The following is a 20,458-nucleotide window of genomic DNA, read 5'->3' as shown; positions in this document are numbered from 1 at the left end:
GAGTGTGCTTTTCCGGTACCTGATTCTCTATGGCTTCAACCGCTATGAAAGACACAGTACCTACCTATAGCTGACCTTCATGGTCAAGCTATGACTTTACCTGAATAACCCATGAAATTCTTGTGAGCAGTAATTGTGCTGCATGCAGGAGACCTGTAGCCATTGATCGATGGCTATGGCACGGCTACGTGCTATGCAGTCGTGCAATGTTTTAATGAATAAACAACTTGACTATGAAAAAACTTTACCCAGGCGGATCCACTGCCTTAGGGCGGACCTTCGCTCCATTATTTCTATTCATCGCTTTTCTAATTCTGCCTTTTTCCGATTCTGAAGCCCAAAACTGGCAACTGGTCTGGGAAGACAACTTCAGTGGCAGCATCAGCCCGGACTGGGTTTTTGAAACCGGTACCGGATCAAATGGCTGGGGCAATAACGAGCTCCAGTACTACCGCCGTGCAAACGCTTCCGTGGAGAACGGTAACCTCGTAATTACGGCCCGCCGCGAAAACTACGGTGGCAGGAACTACACCTCTGCACGTATGAAAACGCAGGGGCGTAAATCATGGCGCTACGGTCGCATAGAAGCGCGCATCGCCATGCCCTCATTTACCGGTGTGTGGCCCGCATTCTGGATGCTGGGCGACAACATCAGTTCCGTCGGCTGGCCGGCATGTGGCGAAATCGACATCATGGAGCACGTGAATACCGAGCAGGCCACACACGGCACCATTCATTGGCAGGATAATAATGGTAATTACGCCAGCTACGGCGGCTATACAGGTGCCAGCGTCACTAACTATCACACCTATGCCATCGAGTGGAATGCCAGCAGCATCAGGTGGTTCCTCGATGGGGTACAGTACCATGAGGTAAACATCGAGAACGGTGTGAACGGCACCAGCGAGTTTCATAACAAATTTTTTATTATCCTCAACATGGCTATCGGAGGCAACTGGCCTGGCTTTAGTGTCGATAATAATGCCTTCCCTGCAAAAATGTATGTGGACTATGTACGTGTATACCAGGGCGGTGGCAGCACAGGAGGCGGAGGTACCTTCGCTCAACTCATTGAGGCTGAGAACTTCGCCTTACAGTCCGGCCAGATGCAGACAGAAGCCTGCTCCGAGGGCGGGCAGAATGTAGGATGGCTCGCTAATGGCGGCTGGCTGGTCTATGACGTGAACCTGCCCTACTCCGGCACCTACAATGTACAGTATCGTGTAGCCAGCCCTAACAATGGCGGCGCAATCCAACTGGAAAGAGCAGGGGGGAGCACCGTCTACGGACAGGTAAGCGTACCTAACACCGGCGGCTGGCAGAACTGGACCACCGTATCACATACGGTAAACCTGAGTGCTGGACAGCAGCAACTGGCCATTTATATTCCTACGGCCGGCTATAACATCAACTGGCTTCGTATCAGCAGTCCAGGTGCACGTATAGGCGAGCCCGCAGACTTTACCGCACAAGGACTGCAGGAGCTTAGCGCTTACCCGAATCCGGCGCATAACGAGCTTAGTATTAAAGGACTGGCTCCTGGCACAGAATTCGTCATATTTGATATGATGGGCCGCAAAGCACAAAGTGGCATCACAGGTCAGGGACCCGTAGACGTGTCCGGCCTGCAGCCCGGCACCTATATGCTACAGGAGATGACCTCCGGCAGCAGCCTCCGATTCATCAAAAAGTAATCCCACTACCTAAGGCATACTACCTGTTGGAGGCACTATTGCCTCCAACAGGGACGCTTGCCATTTTTTAAATTTCCTATAAATGAAAACTAATCACAACCAAACCCTGGCAGGCATGCTAAGATGCCTGCTCCTGGGAGCACTGATGCTATTCACCCATTCGGTAATGGCACAGACCCTCCCCTATGAAATTACGAACAACTCAGAATATGCCGACAGCGAAGTATACGTGGCTATAGTAGGCATTACCGGCGGGCATGTATGGGTAGACCCCGTTACCGGGCAGGTAAACCCCATGAGCCAGTCGGATAATACCGTGCAGGGCCCCGTGTACGGCGGGAACTACGGGCCTGGTGAAAACGGCCTGTATGCCAATTGCTTCCGCAGACTAAGTGATATTCCTAACAATACCGTGAATATCCCTAAAATAGCAGGTTGCCGGATCATGATATCATTCCAGAGCCAGCTATTCCTCTACTTCTTCGGCTATGATGGCGACCCCCAGGGGTATGCAGCACCTAATCTGCAGAACGAAACCGACCCCAACCAGGGCATTAAGTTCGAACTCGTCGAACTGACGTACAATGACTTCGGGCTGTGGTGCAACACCTCGCGTGTAGACAGCTACCAGTATCCAATGGGACTGGAAGTATGGGGTACCGACTTCTACAAAAAAGTAGGTGAGCTTAAAACCCACCAGCAGATCCTGCAGGACTGGCAAAACCAGGCTCCTTCGGAATTTCAGAGCCTGTATGATCCCCAGGATGGCATGATTCATTTCCCAACCAAGACATCCGCCTTTCCTACTAACTTTCTGCAAGGCTACATAGATGCCATTTGGAACAAGTACAGCACAGATGAACTTGTATTTAACTCCGGCCAGGCAGGCGTATGGCGCGGCCGGGTGCAAGGCAGCCAGTTTGTATTCACCCGCGATGGTGACGGACAGGTAGCCATTATTCCCGGTAAGCCCACCACACTGGAAGCAATGGAAGGCAGTGGCGTGCTGGCAACCGGCGGCCAGTGGGACCTCGTAGTACAGGCACAGTTCGTAGCGGCCATCACTCGCCACGCCATTGACCTCAATGCCCCCTCCGGTACCTACCAGGACTTTGGAGACATAAGCCGCTACTACCAGACATGGCCCTACAACTGGTATGCAAAGTTTCTACACCAGAACAGCATAAGCTATGATGGCCTCACCTATGCCTTTGCATATGATGATGTGTTCGACCGATCGGCCACTATTCACACCCCAAACCCCAATAATATAAAAATTACAGTTGGTGGATTTGCCGGGCTTGGCTCTGGCGGAGGCGGCAACTACACCCAGTGGCAATGTCACAACTTTCCTAACTCCTACATCAGGCACGCTAGCAGCGGCCGGGCACGCATTAACAGTAACGTAAGCCCAGTAGCAGATAAAGAGTGGAATATGGTGCCCGGCCTCGCTGGTGCCGGAGTATCCTTTGAATCACGCAACCAACCCGGACGCTACCTGCGCCATCGTGGCGGGGAAATATGGCTGGATGCCAACAATGGCTCAGGCCTCTTTGCTGCCGATGCCACCTGGTACCCCCGTGCCGGCCTGGCCGATGGCAATAAAGTATCCTTTGAGTCCTACAACTTCCCCGGCCGCTACATACGCCACCGCGGAGGGCTGCTTTACAATGAGTCCGTAAGCGGCTCCGTAGGATTTGCCGACGCCACCTTTGCCCAAATAGGCGGCAGCCTGCCCGGCGGTGGGTTCTCTCAACAGATAGAAGCGGAAAACTTCGCCTTACAGTCCGGTCAGATGCAGACCGAAGCCTGCTCTGAAGGCGGTCAGAATGTAGGCTACCTCGTCAATGACGGATGGCTTGTATACGATGTTAACCTACCTGCCAGCGGCACTTATCGAGTGGAGTACCGCGTAGCAAGTCCTAACACCGGTGGCATCGTGCAACTGGAGCAGGCAGGAGGGAGCACCGTATTCGGTCAGGTAAACGTACCCAACACCGGTGGATGGCAGAACTGGACCACAGTATCCCACACCGTAAACCTGAATGCCGGCCAGCAGCAGCTTGCCATCAAAACCCCCGTGGCAGGCTATAATATAAACTGGCTCCGTATTAGCAGCACCGGAGGGGCCCGCACCGCTCCCACAGCATTAGGGGATGACCTCAACACCAACGAGCTAGTCATATTCCCTAATCCAGCCAGTCAGTACCTTAGTATCAAAAGCGCGCAGGAAGCCTCGGCATATGCCATATACGATATGCGAGGCACTGAGGTAAGAAGCGGCACACTGCATCCACAAACCACTACACAAGTAGACGTAAGTGGCCTCCACCCCGGCACCTACATGGTCCGCGAGCTGCAAAGTGGCAAGACACTCAAGTTTATCAAAAGATGATGTATTAACCCATATCAGACAGAGAAAAAGGCCGGATCTATCCGGCCTTTTTTTATCATATCAATGTGAAAATCAGAGAACCAAAGCCTCCGTCACCACCACCAAAAAAAAATCAAGCTAATCAAAGCAATCCTTCACAATCAAGGTTAAGACAGAAAGATAAGGCAAAAGCACTTCAGCCTCCGTCACCACCTCCAAAAAAATCAAGCTAATCCCAATAATCCTTTCTAATCATGGTTTAGACAATTTCATTAAATTCGCCCTCTTAAAAAAAAAGCATGAGGTAGAAGAACAAAGCCTCCATAACCAACCCCAAAAAAAAATCAAGCCAATCAAAAAATCCTTCACAATCAAGGTTAAGACAATTTCATTAAATTCGCCCTCTTAAAAAAAAAGCATGAGGCAGAAGAACCAAAGCCTCCATCACCACCTCAAAAAAAATCAAGCCAATCAAAAAATCCTTCACAATCAAGGTTAAGACAATATGAAACACCAGGAGCTCACTGGCAAGATTATAGGGGCCGCAATGGAAGTGCATAAGGTGATGGGTAATGGCTTTCAGGAAATAGTATACCAGCGTGCTTTGGCTATTGAGTTTGAGATGCAGGGCATTGGTTATGAGCGGGAAAAGGAATTGCCGCTACTTTATAAGGGGCGTGACGTAGGCACACGCAGAGTCGACTTCTTTGTAGAAGATTTGATAATGGTAGAGCTAAAAGCCGTCATCCGACTCGAGGATGTACATTTGGCCCAGGCCATGAATTATGTAGAAGCCTACCATATGGAAATAGGCCTGCTATTAAATTTCGGTGCCCGAAGCCTGCAGTTTAAACGGGTGCACAACAATAGCCTGAAAATCCATCCATAGGGCCAAGCCTCCGTCACCTCCCAAAAAAAATCAAGGCAATCAAAAAATCCTTCACAATCAAGGTCAAGACAGAAAGATGAGATAAAAGCACTTCAGCATCGTCACAACCACCAAAAAAATCAAGGCAATCCCAATAATCCTTCACAATCATGGTTTAGACAATTTCATAAACAGACACACACCATCCCGCGTTAAGAATCTTTCGATACATTTTTCACACCTTACTTTTTTCTTATGCGCGATCGTACAGAAAGACTTTTTACGTCGGGTAACCGCCCGTCTGCCCTATCTGCCATATTTATAGGATTGGGCCTTTTTGCGGGTAGCTGTAACTCCTCCACTTCTTCCACATCTGAGGCAAGCGCTGCAGAGTATGGATCCGATACGGTACAGACTGCTGTAGGATCACTGATATTACCCGCTCCCTACGCCACTGAGTCCGTCGAGAACCGGAGTGAACTCGTGGGGTGGCCCGATGGGGAGACGCCCGACGCCCCTCCCGGCTTTACCGTGACCCGCTTTGCCGATGACCTCCAGCATCCACGCTGGAGCTACGTAGCACCTAATAATGACATATTCGTATCAGAGTCAGATGATGATGGCGGAGCCAATCGCATTACCCTCCTTCGCGATACTGACGGCGACGGTCAGGTGGATATGCAGGAAACCTTCATAGACGGTCTCAACCAGCCCTTTGGCATGCTCGTGGTAGGGAACACCTTCTATGTAGCCAATACAGACGGACTATATAAATTCCCGTACGAAGAAGGCCAAACCTCTATTGACAAAGACCTCGGCGAAAAGATCGTATCCCTACCCGCCGGAGGCTACAATCACCACTGGACCCGCAATGTCATTACCAATGAAGCAAAAGACAAGCTATACATAGCCGTTGGCTCGGCCAGCAACGTAGGCGAATATGGCATGGAAGAGGAAGAACGCCGCGCTAACATCCTTGTGACCGACCTTGACGGTAACAACGAAATCATATACGCAAGTGGCTTGCGCAATCCCGTAGGGATAGACTGGAACCCCGCCAACGGTCAGCTATGGGCCGCAGTAAACGAACGCGATAAACTGGGGAACAACCTTGTTCCGGATTATATCACCAGCGTACAAAAAGGCGGTTTTTACGGATGGCCCTACTCCTACTATGGCCAGATAGTAGACCCCCGCAGGGCCGGAGAAGCTCCCGGGCTGGTAGAGCGTGCCATTATTCCTGATGTTTCTGTAGGTCCTCACACCGCCTCGCTCGGTCTTGTATTTTATGATGCTGAGCAATTTCCCGCACAGTACCGGAATGGTGCATTTGTAGGCCAGCACGGCTCATGGAACAGGGCAAACCTCAGCGGTTACAAAGTAGTTTTCGTCCCTTTTGAAAATGGAAAACCTACAGGCGAACCCCAGGACTTCCTCACAGGATTTATGGCCGATGAAAGCGACTCAGAGGTATATGGCCGTCCCGTCTGCGTAGCCATAACCCCACAGGGCGACCTCCTGGTAAATGACGACGACGGCAACGTCATCTGGAAAGTCAGCTACACAGGAGAATGATAATGGAGAATGGGTCTCAATGGTTAATCCCTGATTAGCGTTGATCTTTTCACTATCCGCAGTTATGCTTACTCGTTGCGACTTAGCGTCTTTGCGAGAGGCAACCTAATTGCTCCTGTCCGCCAGCAAGGCGTTTTCCTGTTCTGTGAAGAGCCGGCTTTTGGTGACGAAGCGGAGGCCGAGGGGAATCTCCACTGAGAAGCTGCTGCCGCGACCCTGGGTAATGTCTACAGTAAGCTGCGTATGCCTCCAGTACTCGTATTGGAATTTCGACATATAGAAAGGGCAGCCGGCGACGTGTCCGAGCAGTACATCATTATCATCGATCATAAAATCATCAGCCGGATAGCACATGGGAGAGGAGCCGTCGCAGCAGCCCCCGCTTTGATGAAATAACAGGTCTCCATGCTGCTTTTTCAACTTTTCCACTACCTCTTTGGCTTCGTCGGTTATTTGTACGCGTTGTACCATGATCGTTGGTTTATGTCAGGTTGGTAAAAAAAGACTAGCCGGATAGCTATTAAACTACCCGGCAGTCTGATTGTCAGTGTGAACGATTAAAGGAAAGCCCGGGGCTACTTACTAAAAGAAGCCCATAGGATTTTTGTCATACGAGATGAGCATGTTTTTCGTCTGCCGGTAATGGTCCAGCATCATTTTGTGGTTCTCACGACCAATACCAGATTTTTTATAGCCACCGAATGGAGCATGTGCGGGGTATAGGTGGTAGCAATTGACCCATACGCGGCCTGCCTGAATCTCACGGCTTACCTGGTAGGCCTGGTGTGAATCGCGGGTCCATACACCGGCGCCAAGTCCATATAGAGTATCATTCGCTATTTCGATAGCTTCTGCTTCATCCTTAAAGGTGGTCACGCACACTACAGGTCCGAATATCTCCTCCTGGAATACCCGCATTTTATTATTACCCTTCAGGATCGTAGGCTTAACGTAGTAGCCACTGCTCAGTCCGTCCACTGCGGCAGCGCCACCGCCTGCAAGTACCTCACAGCCTTCTTCTTTACCAATATTAATGTAATTGAGAATTTTCTCATACTGATCATTAGAAGCCTGGGCCCCCATCATGGTGTCGTCTTCCAAAGGGTGACCCATTTTGATGGCTTCAGTTCGGGCAATTACCTTTTCCATGAAGCGATCATAGATGCTTTCCTGCACCAGCATACGTGAGGGACAGGTACAAACCTCGCCCTGATTCAGTGCAAACATAACGGCACCCTCTACCGCTTTGTCCAGGTACTCATCATCGTGCATCATTACGCTTTCAAAGAAGACATTTGGTGATTTGCCGCCCAGCTCAAGCGTAACAGGTATGATGTTTTTAGAGGCATACTGCATGATAAGCTGGCCTGTGGTGGTCTCCCCCGTAAAGGCTACTTTGCATATGTCAGGGTGCGAGGCAAGTGGCTTGCCTGCCTCCACGCCAAACCCATTTACAATATTGAGTACGCCGGCAGGCAATACATCCTGTATCATCTCGGCCAGGAGCAGAATGCCTACTGGTGTCTGCTCAGCGGGCTTAAGTACGATACAGTTGCCTGCGGCCAGCGCCGGAGCTACTTTCCATGCCGCCATAAGGATGGGGAAGTTCCAGGGGATAATCTGGCCTACTACACCTAGCGGCTCCTTTACATTAATGCAAACAGTAGTGCTGTCAAGCTCGCTCATGCTTCCCTCTTCAGCCCTGATCACTCCGGCAAAATACCTGAAGTGATCTATGGCCAAAGGTATATCTGCCGCTTTGGTTTCACGAACAGCCTTACCATTATCCCAGGTTTCTATTTTGGCCAGTTGGTCGGCATTCTTCTCCATGATATCAGCTATTTTCAGCAATATATTGGAGCGATCTGTGGCCGATGTTCTGTTCCAGGTTTTGGCTGCCTTCCAGGCTGCTGTGACGGCTTTATCTATATCTTCTTTGGTAGAGCGGGGAATGCGGGTAAATGCAGCACCGTCTACAGGTGAGATATTGTCAAAATACTCACCGTTGGTGGGGGGCACCCATTCTCCGCCTATAAAGTTCTCGTATTGGTCCTTGAATTTTGGTTTTTGGATCGTCGATTTTTGGGTTTCAATGGCTGTATCCATGTAGTATGAAGGGTTTATGAGTTTAAAAAGAACTTTAGAACTGTTTCAATCAGATTCAATTTACCTATTGAAAACCCATTTGGCTTATACGATCGTATCATTCAAATGCGCGATCATATCAATATTTTGCTTATGAGAGGATTGGTTAATAAAACCATATAAATTAGTATATTAATTCAGGTGAATATTTTTTAGAACAGGCACTTACCCAAAATTTATATGTCAATTATCCTACCCGGTAAATTTGATAAGACCAGGTCTCTGCAGTCCCTGGTAGAAAACCGCACCAGCTTCACCGTAAACCAGGCAGAATTGCACATTTTTGAAACCAGCCGGGAGGTTCAGAATGTAAACCTGGAGTTTTCTGCCCCCGTAATAGCCAGTATGATCAAGGGCCGTAAGATCATGAATATCCGTGATTATGATCAGTTTGATTTTCTCCCCGGTGAGTCAGTCGTGATGCCCGCCTACGAAAATATGAATATCACCTTTCCGGATGCGACGGAGAACACGCCCACCCAGTGCACGGCCCTAACAATAGACCAGGGTAAGTTTTCGAATGTACTGGACAGGCTTAACGAATCCCGCCAATCGGAACGGCTACCTCTGCTCGATTATAACCTGAGCAATCTCCGCTTTACTAATTCAGAGGCTTTCCATCAGATAATTAACCGGCTGGTGTTCATCTTTATGGAGAATAATCCTGCCAAGGACTTTTTCGTGGATCTGCTGCTGCAGGAGCTTATCGTACGCCTGGTACAGGCCAGAAGCCTCCGCAGCCTGGATAACCCGCAGCACAAATCTGATACAGATGTGAGGCTTGCGAACGTGGTGGAGTTTATCAGAAATAATATTTCGCAGCAATTTGATGTGGATACTCTTAGTGAAAAAGCCTGTATGAGCAGTTCACACTTTTTTCGCTGCTTTAAAAACGAATTCGGCCTTAGCCCCCTGGAGTTTATTAATCAGGAAAAAATAGAAGCTGCTGCCCGTCTTATCAGAGAAAATCCTTCAGAGCAGTTAAAAGAAATTTACTATGACTGTGGTTTTAATAACTACTCCCACTTCAGTAAACTCTTCAAACGCTATAAGAAGCTAAGTCCGGCGGAATACCGCGATAGGTTTAATTGATAGTGGTTAATTATTAGTAAAAATGGTCAACACTAATCAGGAATTGACACTAATTAACAATTCACCATTAATAACTGACAATTTAAAAGCCCTATTCAGAGATTGACATCAATTGTCACTTTCCTACTGCCCATGTAAGTACTACACGCCATATTACCCGGTATTGGATATGAATAATTTCCTACTTTTAGGGGAAAAATTGATACAACCACTATGGAATCCAGCATTCTTACCGCCGTACTATTACCTCTGGCACTGGGCATCATCATGCTCGGTATGGGGCTCTCCCTTACGCCTGCCGATTTTAAGCGTATATTCCTGTATCCGAAGGCCGCTACCGCCGGCCTGTTGTGTCAGTTAGTCTTATTACCCCTCGTAGCCTACTTACTATGTAAAGCCTGGAATCTTGAGGCAGAACTCGCCGTAGGCATCATGATACTCGCCGCCTGTCCCGGTGGGGCCACCAGCAACCTTATTGCCCACCTCGCAAAAGGTGATACCGCCCTCTCTATTACACTCACGGCATTTTCATCATTATTAGCAGTTATCACTATTCCACTCATCGTTAATTTTGCCATAGTGGAGTTCATCCCCACCGGCCAGGAGCAGCAACTGGATGTACTTAAGACCGTGCTCAGTGTACTTATTATCACCCTAATTCCCGTAGCCATAGGCATGCTGATTAGGAGCAGGTCCGTACGCTTTGCCGGGCGAATGGAGAGACCGGTAAGAGTTATGTCCGCGATATTACTAGTAGCTATTATTTTCGCCGCCATACTGAAAGAAAGAGCCAATGTAATAGGCTTTTTTGTAGAAGCCGGCCCGGTCGCCCTCAGCCTCAATCTTGTCATGCTCGCCATCGGCTACTTCGGTTCTCGCATCCTCAGGCTCAATAGTCGCCAGAGCACCACTATCTCAATAGAAACAGGCATTCAAAACGGCACCCTCGGCATAGCCATTGCCGCCACCATCATTGGCAACTCCCAAATGGCCATTCCTCCCGCCATCTATAGCCTTATCATGTTCTTTACTGCCGGTGTCATTATCTTCCTGGGAAATAAGAAGAGTAAGGAAGAAAAACAGCTGGTTAAATCCTGAGAGTATTTACCCCAAAGGTTAGAATCAATAAGAGGCTGTCTCAAAAGGCAGCCTCTTTCTTTTTGTGGCAGCCCCTTTTACGTTCCCTTCCTTTTCTTAAAGAGGCCACCTGCCGGAATTATACTTTTTCCCAACTAATATTTAATCCATTAATAAGCAATCAGTTACATAAACAAATAGGAGACTGGCGTCTTGTATGATGGAAGGGGCTAAACCTGTAAGCCCCTAGCTATCTTATAAAGACCCGAACCCTCCAATGGCTGAAAAAAAAGAAACCGATACCAAAGCAATAGAGAATAAAGAATGGCTCGACTCACTAAAGTGGGTCATTGATCATGAGTCTGAAGAACGTGCCTCCGAACTGCTCGATCTGCTTCTGCAACACGCCCGTACCCGGGGCATAGCCCCTCCGGCCCTTCAGACGCCCTATATCAATACCATTGCTCCTGACCAGGAAGATGAGTACCCTGGCGACCTTGATCTGGAGGAAAAGATCACAGGCATGATCCGCTGGAATGCCATGGCCATGGTAATGAAAGCCAATCAAAAAGAAAAAGGCATCGGCGGACATATTTCCACCTATGCCTCGGCCGCCAACCTGTTCGAGGTAGGGTTTAATCACTTCTTCCGGGTAGATGAAGCGGGGCTTAGCGATATGGTCTATTTTCAGGGCCATGCCTCCCCCGGCGTCTATGCACGGGCTTATGTGGAAGGCCGCTTTGACGACCAGATGCTGGAAAACTTCCGCCGGGAACTACTGCCCGAAGGCGGACTCACCTCCTACCCGCACCCGCGGCTTATGCCGGAATTCTGGACCTACCCCACCGTATCTATGGGACTCGGGCCTATCATGGCTATTTACCAGGCGCGCTTCAACAAATACCTGTGCAAAAGAGGCTTAAAGGACCACGATGCTAAGAAGATATGGGCCTTCCTCGGTGATGGCGAAATGGACGAGCCGGAAGCCACAGGCGCCATCGCCCTGGCCGGACGTGAAAAGCTGGGCAACCTCATCTTTGTTGTAAACTGCAACCTGCAGCGCCTCGACGGACCCGTACGCGGCAACACTAAAGTGGTGCAGGAACTGGAAGGCCTATTTCGCGGAGCAGGCTGGAATGTAGTCAAAGTACTCTGGGCCAGTGAGTGGGACAAGCTATTTCAAAAAGACACATCCGGAAAGCTAATAAAGCACCTCACAGAAGTGCCCGACGGTCAGTTACAGAAATATGCCTACGAGGATGGAACCTACATACGCGAGCACCTCTTTGGGCAGGATCCGGAACTGCAAAAGCTTGCAGAAAACCTTACCGACGAAGACATTAAAGCCATGCGCCGCGGAGGTCACGATCCAATAAAAGTCTACCAGGCCTATAAGCAGGCCATGAAGTATACAGAAGGACCTACAGTAATACTAGCCCAGACCGTGAAGGGCTACGGCCAGGGCGAATCCGGCGAGGCAAGCAATGTCACCCACAAAACCAAAAAACTGAAAGACGATGCCCTCAAGCAATTCCGCGACCGCTTTCAGGTGCCCCTTGCCGACGAAGACCTTGACGACCTGCCTTTTGTAAGACCTGAAAAGGACAGTGCCGAGCATCAATACCTGATGAAAAAGCGGGAGGAAGCAGGCGGCGCATTTCCTGTACGGAAAGATAATAGCGAAAAGCTTCCGGAACCCGACAATTCAGTGTTCGAAGACTTACTGCAAGGCTCCGGAGACTCAGAGGCCAACACTACCGGGGCCATGGTACAAATAGTGACTAAGCTGCTAAAGCAAGAGGACTTTGCTGATCTCATCGTTCCTATCATTCCTGATGAGTCCCGCACCTTTGGTATGGAGTCCCTTTTCAGAAAAGTAGGCATCTACGCTCCCCATGGTCAACAGTATGAGCCAGTGGACAAAGACAGCCTGCTCTATTATAAAGAATCCGAAGAAGGCGCAATACTCGAAGAAGGCATTACCGAATCCGGCTGTATGAGCAGCTTCATCGCTGCCGGCACTGCCTACCTCACCCATGGCATCAATACCATCCCCTTCTATTTCTTCTACTCCATGTTTGGCTTCCAGCGTACCGGCGACCTTATTTGGGCCGCCGCCGATGCAGGTGCCAAAGGCTTCCTTATTGGAGGTATTTCCGGACGTACCAGTCTATCCGGTGAAGGACTGCAGCACCAGGATGGCAACAGCCACCTCTATGCCATGGCCTACCCCAATCTACATGCGTACGATCCGGCATTTGCTTTTGAATTGGCAGTCATCGTACGTGAAGGCATCAAAAAAATGTATATCCAAAAGCAAGACACCTTTTACTACCTCACCGTCACCAATGCCAATAGGCCTATGCCCGAGATGCCCGAAGGCGTGGAAGAAGGCATACTCAAAGGCCTCTACCGCTACCGTGCCACTTCCTCTGAAAATAAAAAGCGGCGGGCCCACCTGTTTGGCAGCGGGGCCATTATGCAGGAAGTACAAAAGGCCGCCCACGTGCTGGAAGAAGAATATGGCGTAGCCACAGATGTGTGGAGCATCACCAGCTACAAAGCCCTGTATGATGATGCTATCGATGCAGAACGGGAAAACAGACGGGTGATGGCCAGAGAAATGGAGCCAAACCACATTCAGAAGTGCCTGCAGGATGAAGAAGGCGTGTTTGTAGCCGCCTCAGACTATGTAAAAGCCCTCCCTGCCTCCGTGGCCCAGTGGTTTCCGAACCACCTCACCGTACTTGGTACAGATGGCTTCGGCAGAAGCGATACCGTAGCCGCACTGCGCGACTTCTTCGAAGTAGACCACCGCCATATCATATATGCCACCCTATATGCACTAACCCGAAACGGAGACATGGAACCGGAAGAACTGGTTAAGGCAGCGGACAACCTTGATATGGCTCCAGACAAACCTAACCCCCGCACAGCCTGATCCTGCTAAACTAATTGACTACCTCACAACCAAACCAAATATGCCTACAGAAGTAAAAGTACCTCAGATATCCGAAGGAGCAGATACCGCCACAGTCGCAGAAATACTGGTATCAGAAGGCGATACCATACAGGAAGAGGAATCCATCATAGTCGTGGAAACAGACAAGGCCTCCGTAGAAGTGCCCTCGACGCACAGCGGTAAGGTCACGGAGATTAAAATAAGCGAAGGTGACGAGCTGCAGGTGGGTGACGTCATCCTGCTGGTAGAAGAGGAAGGAGAAGAAGATGACGAGGAGAGTAAAAAGGACGAATCCGGTAAAGAAGCTGAAGAGGAGGAGCAGGAAAGTAAAGAGGCTAAGGAAGATGATAGCAAAGATGAAGAGGACGAAACTGACACTGACGATGATGAGGCTGAGGTAAAAGAAAGTGAGGAAGAGAGCGAAAAGACTGAAGAAGACGAAAAGCAAAAAGAAACCAAAGCTGAAAAAGACGACACGGAAGAAAAGAAGAAGGACAAATACCATGGGGACGGGCCCCGACAGGATGAAAACGAAAGCCGTAATGGAGAGGAAAAAGATAATGAGGTAAAAGAAGATGATAATGAAGACGATGGCATCCCTGCAGCGCCGGGCGTACGCCGGCAGGCACGGGAGCAGGGAGTAGACCTCACTACAGTGGAAGGCACCGGGCCCGAGGGTCGCATTACCTCAGAAGATGTGGAAAAAGCCGCCGGCAAAAAAGGCGGCGGTGGCGACAAAACTCCGACCTCATCATCCCTCCCTGACTTTAGTAAATGGGGGGACACCGAAAGAAAACCTCTTTCAGGCATACGCAAGGCTACCGCGCTGAATACCACCAGCGCATGGCAGACCATACCTCATGTAACCCAGTTTGACGAGGCAGATATTACCGATATAGAGGCCTACCGGCAGGAGCATAGTGAAAAAGCCGAGGAGGCGGGCGGTAAGCTGACCGTTACGGCCATACTTACCAAAATAGTAGCCAATGCCTTGAGAAAATTTCCTGAGTTTAACGCTAGCGTGGACATGGAAAACGAAGAAGTCGTTTATAAGAAGTACGTTCATATAGGCATCGCAGCGGATACTGAACAGGGGCTTTTAGTGCCAGTCGTGCGGCATGCAGACCGCAAGAATATGATTGAACTATCTGTAGAAATCACCAGGCTGGCAGAAAAGGCCCGGGATGGCAAGCTGGCTCCTGATGACATGCTCGGGGGTAACTTTACCATATCTAACCTGGGCGGTATAGGCGGCACTAACTTCACCCCCATCGTATATAGCCCCCAGGTAGCCATACTGGGCGTGGCCCGTGCAGAAATAAAGCCCGTTTATAACGGAGAGACCTTTGAGCCGAAACAGGTACTGCCACTGAGCCTGAGTTACGACCACCGCATTATCGACGGAGCAGCAGGTGCACGCTTTTTACGGTGGATTTGCCAGGCGTTGGAAGACCCATATGCGGCACTACTGGGTGCCTGAAAAGCAAAAAAAGCAGCCTGCTTGTGAGCAGGCTGCTTCAAAATTATTTCCGATATTCCTAATTAGTAAGGAGCGGTGCAGAATGCTCCGTATGTATCACACTGACCGTTAGAAACACACCAGCGGTTATAAGTCCAGTTACAGAACTCAGGCTCAACAGAGCAAATCTGGTTACCAGTACCATAATCGAAACCACCTACGGCTGTTTTAGTAGTTTCTTCAGTTTTAGTTACAAAGCTTTTTACTTCAAGAGACTCCAGGTTAAGTTTCTTTTTCATCTCAGTTTTTGGTTTTTCATAGTGCCTACTCTGTTAAGCTTTTCGGCTTCCGCTTATAAGCTGTCAAAATAAAAACAATTGATTTAAAATGTATATTTTTTAGAAAAAAATAAACCTGAATTAGACAAAAAATTGATATTCCGTTTCTTAGATAGAGTAAAAAGGACACAGGTTTAATTTTAGCTGACATACTTTTTCATCCATTTCTGGTTCATCTTTTACCTGTTTCTTCATATATATTTTGCTTCCAAGCGCCACCTTTCCCCCATTTGATTCAAGGTTCTTTGCCATGTTTTGCCGCAAACAATATGCCCGGCCAGCTATTATCTAGTTGACTTCATACATCATTTTTTCACTAACTATCCGACATCACCAGTGAATAGTTTTTTAGAAAGATGGGCCGAATCGGCCATGACCTCTGCAGGATTTTTCTGGATGGCCCTATGGGCTTTTATCCTTGGCTATGCTGTCAGCAGTCTTATCCAAATCTTTGTTACCCAAGAGCGTATGCAGCGTACTATGGGCGATGATAACCTTAAAAGCATATCGCTGGGTACTTTCTTTGGCTTTATCAGCAGTTCCTGCAGCTTCTCGGCACTAGCTACCACCAAGGCACTGTTTAAAAAAGGTGCAGGGTTTATTTCATCCATTGCATTTTTACTGGCCTCCACCAATCTGGTCATTGAGCTAGGTATCATCATCTCCATCTTCTTAAGCTGGCAATTCGTCGTAGGCGAGTATGTAGGGGCAATTATCCTTATCCTTTCCTCTTGGCTTCTGATTCGCCTTATTAACCCCAAAGACCTGATAAAAAAAGCACGTGAAAACCTGGGTGACTCAGACCATAGCTCTGAGGATGATAAAAGTCTAAGCCAGAAACTAAAGTCCTTCACCAGTTGGGCCAAGGTAGGCAAGCAATACGGTATGGAGTGGAAAATGGTGTGGAAAGACGTCACCATCGGCTTTACCATAGCCGGTATAGTCAAAGGCTTTGTCCCCGATTCATTTTTCCGCACCCTTTTTATCAATTCGGGTACAGACGTGGAGTCCTATTCTTTTCTCACCCTGCTCGAGCACACCGTGGTAGGACCTGTAGCTGCCTTTCTTACCTTTATCGGCTCCATGGGTAATATTCCCCTTGCCGCACTTCTGTTCAGCAAAGGAGTAAGCTTTGCGGGTGTTATGGCGTTTATATTTAGTGACCTCGTAGTATTTCCCGTATTACGTATCAATGCCAAATACTACGGTTGGAAAATGTCATTTTTCATTCTTTTCCTGCTCTTCAGTTCCCTCATAGGCGCCTCCCTCCTACTGCATTACGGCTTTAATTTGGCAGGCGCACTACCAGACCCTGGTACGATGAGCATTACAGAATCCGATCACTTTAAGATTGATTACACCTTCTGGTTAAACCTGGCCTTTTTAGCCATTAGCGGCATACTGATTTATATCGGATTCTTTAAGGGAAAAGACGTTAAGCACCACAAAGAAATGGCGCCTAAAAGCAAAACCCTCGAGCAAACCCTTAAGTACCTGGCATTCGTAGCCTATGCATGGCTGGCCGGTGGCTTATTAATAAAATTCCTTGTGCTCTGATAAGAACGCTAATATCCGCTTCGGATATGCTCTATCCCAAAGTCCATTACTTCAGACCAGGCCGCCTTTACCTCAGCATTATATTTACGATCATGCAGCGGCAATACCTCAAGCAAGGCCGCTTTCCAAAGGTCGTATGAATATGGAGGTATGGCCATCTGCTCGCGACTGTGGCTATACCTGATACGCTCTAGCCCGGATTTCCCTGCTATATTGCCCTGTGCATACATAAGCATCAGATTAATACCATGCCTCAGGAGCTTATACTGGCTTTCAAAATCAGTATCTTTAAATCGGTCTTTTATCAAGGGGCTTTTCGACAGGAATTTATCATAAAAACTTTCTAACATATTCCCGTTAGCCAGACACCTGCCATAGCTTTCCTGCGCAGTTTTTACTGCTTCCTCACTTACCCTGGCCATACGATCCTTCTGTTTTTCCATTCTTCACACGTTTTTTCAAATCCTGTGGCGAAACTATACCAGACAGTAACCGTAAAGTATGACTTATATCATTTTTAAGGTCATATAAGCCCCTAACAACGTTGAAGTCAGGTAATAAATACAGGAAAAATATCATGTTTTATCCCCTAAAGGCTGGTGACTTCACCCTCCTTATAAGAACAGACAGCTGAATCTTGTAATAACCCGCTAAAAAAGCCAGGGCAGAAAATACTACACTATGTTTGCTTTTTGGTGAAACATTTAGCTCACTTGCAGGCTTGCTTACTTTAAGGCACACTAATCGCATATGACCCTCTTAATATTATTCGCAGTACTGTCCATCGTTATTTCATTTTTATGCTCCGTATGGGAGGCCGTTCTGTTAAGCATCCCGCCCAGTTATGTACAGATTCAGCAAAGTCAGGGCAATACGACAGGTGATTTATTACGGCAGTTCAAGGACGATATCGACAGGCCATTGTCAGCCATTCTTTCACTGAATACCATTGCCCACACGGCAGGAGCCATCGGCGTAGGCTCAGTCGCCGAACAGGCACTGGGCTCAGGAGATATGGTTATCTTTGGCATTACCTTACCCGTATCTGCCGAGGGACTAATGGGCTTTGTAATGACCCTTGCCATTCTGATCCTGTCAGAAATTATCCCCAAAACAATAGGCGCCACCTATTGGAAAAACCTCGCCCCTTTCACCGTTAAGTCACTAAACATCATTACCACCCTGCTTTTTCCGCTCGTGTGGATGAGTCAGTTTATCACCAAAAAGCTGAAGAAAGACACACAGGGAAGTATCTTTAGCCGGGCAGACTTTACAGCTATGGCAGAATTAGGGGCAGAAACGGGCATTTTCAAGCCAAACGAAAGCCGGATACTGCATAACCTCCTGAAGTTCGAAAAGCTCACCGTACATGATATTATGACCCCACGCACAGTGGTACTTGCAGCACGTGAAAACCTTTCTATTAATGCCTTTTACGAAAAATTTGGCGATCGCCCGTTTTCACGTTATCCGGTGTATTTTGAAACCAGGGACAACATCGACGGATTCGTTTTAAAGGATGACGTCCTCAAGGCTATTATTAAAGGGGATGGTGATAAGCAGCTGAAAGATATCAAGCGCAACATTCTTATGGTACGGGAAGATCTGAAGCTGCACACATTTATAGACACCCTCCTAGCTGAGCGTGAGCAGGTTGCACTGGTGGTAGATGAGTTTGGCGGACTAGAGGGACTAGCCACTGTAGAGGATGCCGTAGAGACACTGCTGGGCATGGAAATAGTGGATGAAAGTGACACCACAGAAGACATGCAGCAACTGGCGCGGCAAAACTGGGAAAGGCGTGCCAAGAGAATGGGGCTTTCCCTGGAGAAAATGGAAAGCAACGTGAAACGGGCCGGTCAGGAACAAAATAAGGAAGATGAGACCAGCTCTTCCAGCCCTGCCAATGAAGATGACAAGCCCCAAAAAACCCCCGAGGGCTCTTCTAAAGCGTCGGAGAGCTAAACGCGTCACCTTCCTCTATATCCCCCCGTCTGAAACCCTCTTTTAAGCCAGCCCATGCGCTCAACAGACGTGCAGTGTGAATGACTCCGGTACCACTCTGCCGGAGGCTTCACATTGCAGCCTGTCATCCATCACCAATGGCATTAGCTGCATTCATGGCCTCCTCAATATCCCCTTTCTCCAGCACGTTTTTCATCTTCTCATTTTGATGAACCCATAGTCCGGCCATAAAGTCTGCCTGAAGTTCCAGCTTTACCGAAAGCCTGTTGGACGCCTCCTGGCTGATACGGCCCCGCTGCTGCTGGATCTGTCCTGACACCTCCAGTAAGAACCACCACCAGCTCGGGGCACATCATCTTCCTTTAGAGTCTCTCCTTCTGAGCAAAGAAGAAATAAATAAGCTGAATAAACTCTTATTCTGAGCCGGCTACATAACCTATTGGTACGCATGGCGCTGAAAAGGAAAGAAATAGCCAGGCCTAAAGGGATATTAGAGGAAAGAGATTAAGAAAAGCCTAAAAAAGGCCATTAAACAATAACAGCCTTTATTTGTGAGAGCATTTCGCATTTGCTTTGTACCCGCTCTTTCTCTTCTTCCAAAAACATCATATAGGTACTACAACACGTCTCCAGCATAGCCTCCCTCAATAAATGGAGAGCTTCGTCATAAGCACGGCTCATTTCACTCAGCCTGGCCCTGGCAGCCAGCAAACGGGCAATATCTGCACCTGGTAGCTTTTCCATATAGCAGATCAGCCGCCGGGCTTCTTTCGTTTTTTTCAGAATCAAAAGTAATTGAAGGTATTCGCCACAGGTTTCCAGTGAATCAGGGTCTGTAGCCAACGACAGACAGAAACACTCCTCAGCACCCTTATAATCCTTTAGTTCCTCTCTTTTCATTACCCCCATCAGCCTGTTTGCTGCCGCATGCTCAGGGTCATAGCTCAGCGCATACTCCAGGTTTTCCAGAGTCTCTTCAAGGTTAAAGGGATACTCATCCGCCGCTTTGACGTAGTATTTATCAGCCAGTGTATACATGGCAATTCAAATTAAGGTCATGCCCATAATGGGCATGAAATAAACATAAATGTATGTAGAATGGGATAATACCTGCTCTGGAAAGTGATTCCAGGTTACAGCAGGCTTACCGGAAAGCATTACCGGCAATAGTGCGGGACGATATGATGGTATAAAAATAGCATGCGTACCTCCTTTCAGATAAGGTACGGTAAAGTTACCATATTAATGCTTTTAATTAAAACCTCTTCAAAGAAAGTTTGCTCTGTCTGGCAGGCTAACTCGCCTAAACAGGAATTAATCCTGTACTGCTACTTGTACGACATTAATTCACT

General features: G+C 48.3%; 17 protein-coding genes. 10 read left to right on the top strand and 7 right to left on the bottom strand.

The window, feature by feature from the left end; genetic code table 11:
* Window positions 1–233: 233 nt before the first annotated feature.
* The 4 genes from AB9P05_RS17735 to AB9P05_RS17720 all read left to right on the top strand — a co-directional run bounded on the left by AB9P05_RS17735 (window position 234) and on the right by AB9P05_RS17720 (window position 6,511).
* Window positions 234–1,694: a carbohydrate-binding protein gene (locus AB9P05_RS17735; protein ID WP_371910177.1), complete on the top strand. Its 1,461-nt coding sequence runs from the start codon at window positions 234–236 to the stop codon at window positions 1,692–1,694.
* Window positions 1,695–1,776: 82 nt separating this feature from the next.
* Window positions 1,777–4,089, top strand: coding sequence for a beta-1,3-glucanase family protein (locus AB9P05_RS17730; protein WP_371910176.1), 2,313 nt, complete (start codon window positions 1,777–1,779; stop codon window positions 4,087–4,089).
* 484 nt (window positions 4,090–4,573) lie between these two features.
* Entirely contained in the window at window positions 4,574–4,957 is a 384-nt protein-coding gene (locus AB9P05_RS17725; RefSeq protein ID WP_371910175.1) for a GxxExxY protein, read from the top strand.
* A gap of 234 nt (window positions 4,958–5,191) precedes the next feature.
* Window positions 5,192–6,511, top strand: a complete 1,320-nt coding sequence (locus AB9P05_RS17720; protein WP_371910174.1) for a sorbosone dehydrogenase family protein — start codon at window positions 5,192–5,194, stop codon at window positions 6,509–6,511.
* Window positions 6,512–6,616: 105 nt separating this feature from the next.
* On the opposite strand, the gene AB9P05_RS17715 is transcribed toward AB9P05_RS17720, so the two are convergent.
* Both AB9P05_RS17715 and AB9P05_RS17710 read right to left on the bottom strand, forming a co-directional pair.
* Window positions 6,617–6,982 (bottom strand): DUF779 domain-containing protein, encoded by a 366-nt coding sequence (locus tag AB9P05_RS17715; protein WP_371910173.1) that lies wholly within the window; start codon window positions 6,980–6,982, stop codon window positions 6,617–6,619.
* A 111-nt stretch (window positions 6,983–7,093) separates the two neighbouring features.
* Entirely contained in the window at window positions 7,094–8,617 is a 1,524-nt protein-coding gene (locus tag AB9P05_RS17710; protein WP_371910172.1) for an aldehyde dehydrogenase family protein, read from the bottom strand.
* 219 nt (window positions 8,618–8,836) lie between these two features.
* On the opposite strand from AB9P05_RS17710, the gene AB9P05_RS17705 reads away from it, so the two are divergent.
* The 4 genes from AB9P05_RS17705 (at window position 8,837) to AB9P05_RS17690 (ending at window position 15,267) form a co-directional block, all read left to right on the top strand.
* Window positions 8,837–9,748: a helix-turn-helix domain-containing protein gene (locus AB9P05_RS17705; protein ID WP_371910171.1), complete on the top strand. Its 912-nt coding sequence runs from the start codon at window positions 8,837–8,839 to the stop codon at window positions 9,746–9,748.
* A 213-nt stretch (window positions 9,749–9,961) separates the two neighbouring features.
* A complete protein-coding gene (locus tag AB9P05_RS17700) occupies window positions 9,962–10,846 on the top strand; it encodes a bile acid:sodium symporter family protein (protein WP_371910170.1) in 885 nt (294 codons plus the stop codon).
* A gap of 256 nt (window positions 10,847–11,102) precedes the next feature.
* The gene (aceE, locus tag AB9P05_RS17695) at window positions 11,103–13,766 is read left to right on the top strand and encodes a pyruvate dehydrogenase (acetyl-transferring), homodimeric type (protein WP_371910169.1); all 2,664 of its coding nucleotides are present in this window, start codon (window positions 11,103–11,105) and stop codon (window positions 13,764–13,766) included.
* Between the two features lie 40 nt (window positions 13,767–13,806).
* Window positions 13,807–15,267: a 2-oxo acid dehydrogenase subunit E2 gene (locus AB9P05_RS17690; RefSeq protein ID WP_371910168.1), complete on the top strand. Its 1,461-nt coding sequence runs from the start codon at window positions 13,807–13,809 to the stop codon at window positions 15,265–15,267.
* 62 nt (window positions 15,268–15,329) lie between these two features.
* Here the strand turns inward: AB9P05_RS17690 and AB9P05_RS17685 are convergent, their stop codons facing one another.
* Both AB9P05_RS17685 and AB9P05_RS17680 read right to left on the bottom strand, forming a co-directional pair.
* Complete coding sequence (locus tag AB9P05_RS17685; protein ID WP_371910167.1) at window positions 15,330–15,545, bottom strand: pinensin family lanthipeptide; 216 nt, start codon at window positions 15,543–15,545, stop codon at window positions 15,330–15,332.
* Between the two features lie 147 nt (window positions 15,546–15,692).
* On the bottom strand, window positions 15,693–15,836 hold the full coding sequence (locus tag AB9P05_RS17680) for a hypothetical protein (protein WP_371910166.1): 144 nt from the start codon (window positions 15,834–15,836) through the stop codon (window positions 15,693–15,695).
* Between the two features lie 84 nt (window positions 15,837–15,920).
* Between AB9P05_RS17680 and AB9P05_RS17675 the strand changes: the two genes are divergently transcribed.
* Window positions 15,921–17,141, top strand: a complete 1,221-nt coding sequence (locus tag AB9P05_RS17675; RefSeq protein WP_371910165.1) for a permease — start codon at window positions 15,921–15,923, stop codon at window positions 17,139–17,141.
* Between the two features lie 8 nt (window positions 17,142–17,149).
* Here the strand turns inward: AB9P05_RS17675 and AB9P05_RS17670 are convergent, their stop codons facing one another.
* Window positions 17,150–17,584: a globin gene (locus AB9P05_RS17670; protein ID WP_371910164.1), complete on the bottom strand. Its 435-nt coding sequence runs from the start codon at window positions 17,582–17,584 to the stop codon at window positions 17,150–17,152.
* Between the two features lie 307 nt (window positions 17,585–17,891).
* Here AB9P05_RS17670 and AB9P05_RS17665 point away from each other — a divergent pair, with 307 nt between their 5' ends.
* Window positions 17,892–19,106 carry a CNNM domain-containing protein gene (locus AB9P05_RS17665; protein ID WP_371910163.1) on the top strand — a complete coding sequence of 405 codons (1,215 nt, stop codon included), beginning with the start codon at window positions 17,892–17,894 and terminating at the stop codon, window positions 19,104–19,106.
* Between the two features lie 124 nt (window positions 19,107–19,230).
* Here the strand turns inward: AB9P05_RS17665 and AB9P05_RS17660 are convergent, their stop codons facing one another.
* Window positions 19,231–19,425, bottom strand: coding sequence for a neutral zinc metallopeptidase (locus tag AB9P05_RS17660; protein WP_371910162.1), 195 nt, complete (start codon window positions 19,423–19,425; stop codon window positions 19,231–19,233).
* Window positions 19,426–19,634: 209 nt separating this feature from the next.
* Entirely contained in the window at window positions 19,635–20,144 is a 510-nt protein-coding gene (locus tag AB9P05_RS17655; RefSeq protein ID WP_371910161.1) for a hypothetical protein, read from the bottom strand.
* Window positions 20,145–20,458: the final 314 nt, after the last annotated feature.

It is taken from the genome of Roseivirga sp. BDSF3-8, from assembly GCF_041449215.1.
Lineage (GTDB): Bacteria > Bacteroidota > Bacteroidia > Cytophagales > Cyclobacteriaceae > JBGNFV01.
The sequence above is the reverse complement of the archived record's forward strand: the minus strand, read 5'-3'. Positions and strand labels throughout refer to the sequence as shown.

Coding starts and splice junctions, on each gene's coding strand:
- AB9P05_RS17735 (WP_371910177.1), top strand. CDS start 234: ATGAAAAAACTTTACCCAGGCGGATCCACTGCCTTAGGGCGGACCTTC.
- AB9P05_RS17730 (WP_371910176.1), top strand. CDS start 1,777: ATGAAAACTAATCACAACCAAACCCTGGCAGGCATGCTAAGATGCCTG.
- AB9P05_RS17725 (WP_371910175.1), top strand. CDS start 4,574: ATGAAACACCAGGAGCTCACTGGCAAGATTATAGGGGCCGCAATGGAA.
- AB9P05_RS17720 (WP_371910174.1), top strand. CDS start 5,192: ATGCGCGATCGTACAGAAAGACTTTTTACGTCGGGTAACCGCCCGTCT.
- AB9P05_RS17715 (WP_371910173.1), bottom strand. CDS start 6,982: ATGGTACAACGCGTACAAATAACCGACGAAGCCAAAGAGGTAGTGGAA.
- AB9P05_RS17710 (WP_371910172.1), bottom strand. CDS start 8,617: ATGGATACAGCCATTGAAACCCAAAAATCGACGATCCAAAAACCAAAA.
- AB9P05_RS17705 (WP_371910171.1), top strand. CDS start 8,837: ATGTCAATTATCCTACCCGGTAAATTTGATAAGACCAGGTCTCTGCAG.
- AB9P05_RS17700 (WP_371910170.1), top strand. CDS start 9,962: ATGGAATCCAGCATTCTTACCGCCGTACTATTACCTCTGGCACTGGGC.
- aceE (WP_371910169.1), top strand. CDS start 11,103: ATGGCTGAAAAAAAAGAAACCGATACCAAAGCAATAGAGAATAAAGAA.
- AB9P05_RS17690 (WP_371910168.1), top strand. CDS start 13,807: ATGCCTACAGAAGTAAAAGTACCTCAGATATCCGAAGGAGCAGATACC.
- AB9P05_RS17685 (WP_371910167.1), bottom strand. CDS start 15,545: ATGAAAAAGAAACTTAACCTGGAGTCTCTTGAAGTAAAAAGCTTTGTA.
- AB9P05_RS17680 (WP_371910166.1), bottom strand. CDS start 15,836: ATGGCAAAGAACCTTGAATCAAATGGGGGAAAGGTGGCGCTTGGAAGC.
- AB9P05_RS17670 (WP_371910164.1), bottom strand. CDS start 17,584: ATGGAAAAACAGAAGGATCGTATGGCCAGGGTAAGTGAGGAAGCAGTA.
- AB9P05_RS17665 (WP_371910163.1), top strand. CDS start 17,892: ATGACCCTCTTAATATTATTCGCAGTACTGTCCATCGTTATTTCATTT.
- AB9P05_RS17655 (WP_371910161.1), bottom strand. CDS start 20,144: ATGTATACACTGGCTGATAAATACTACGTCAAAGCGGCGGATGAGTAT.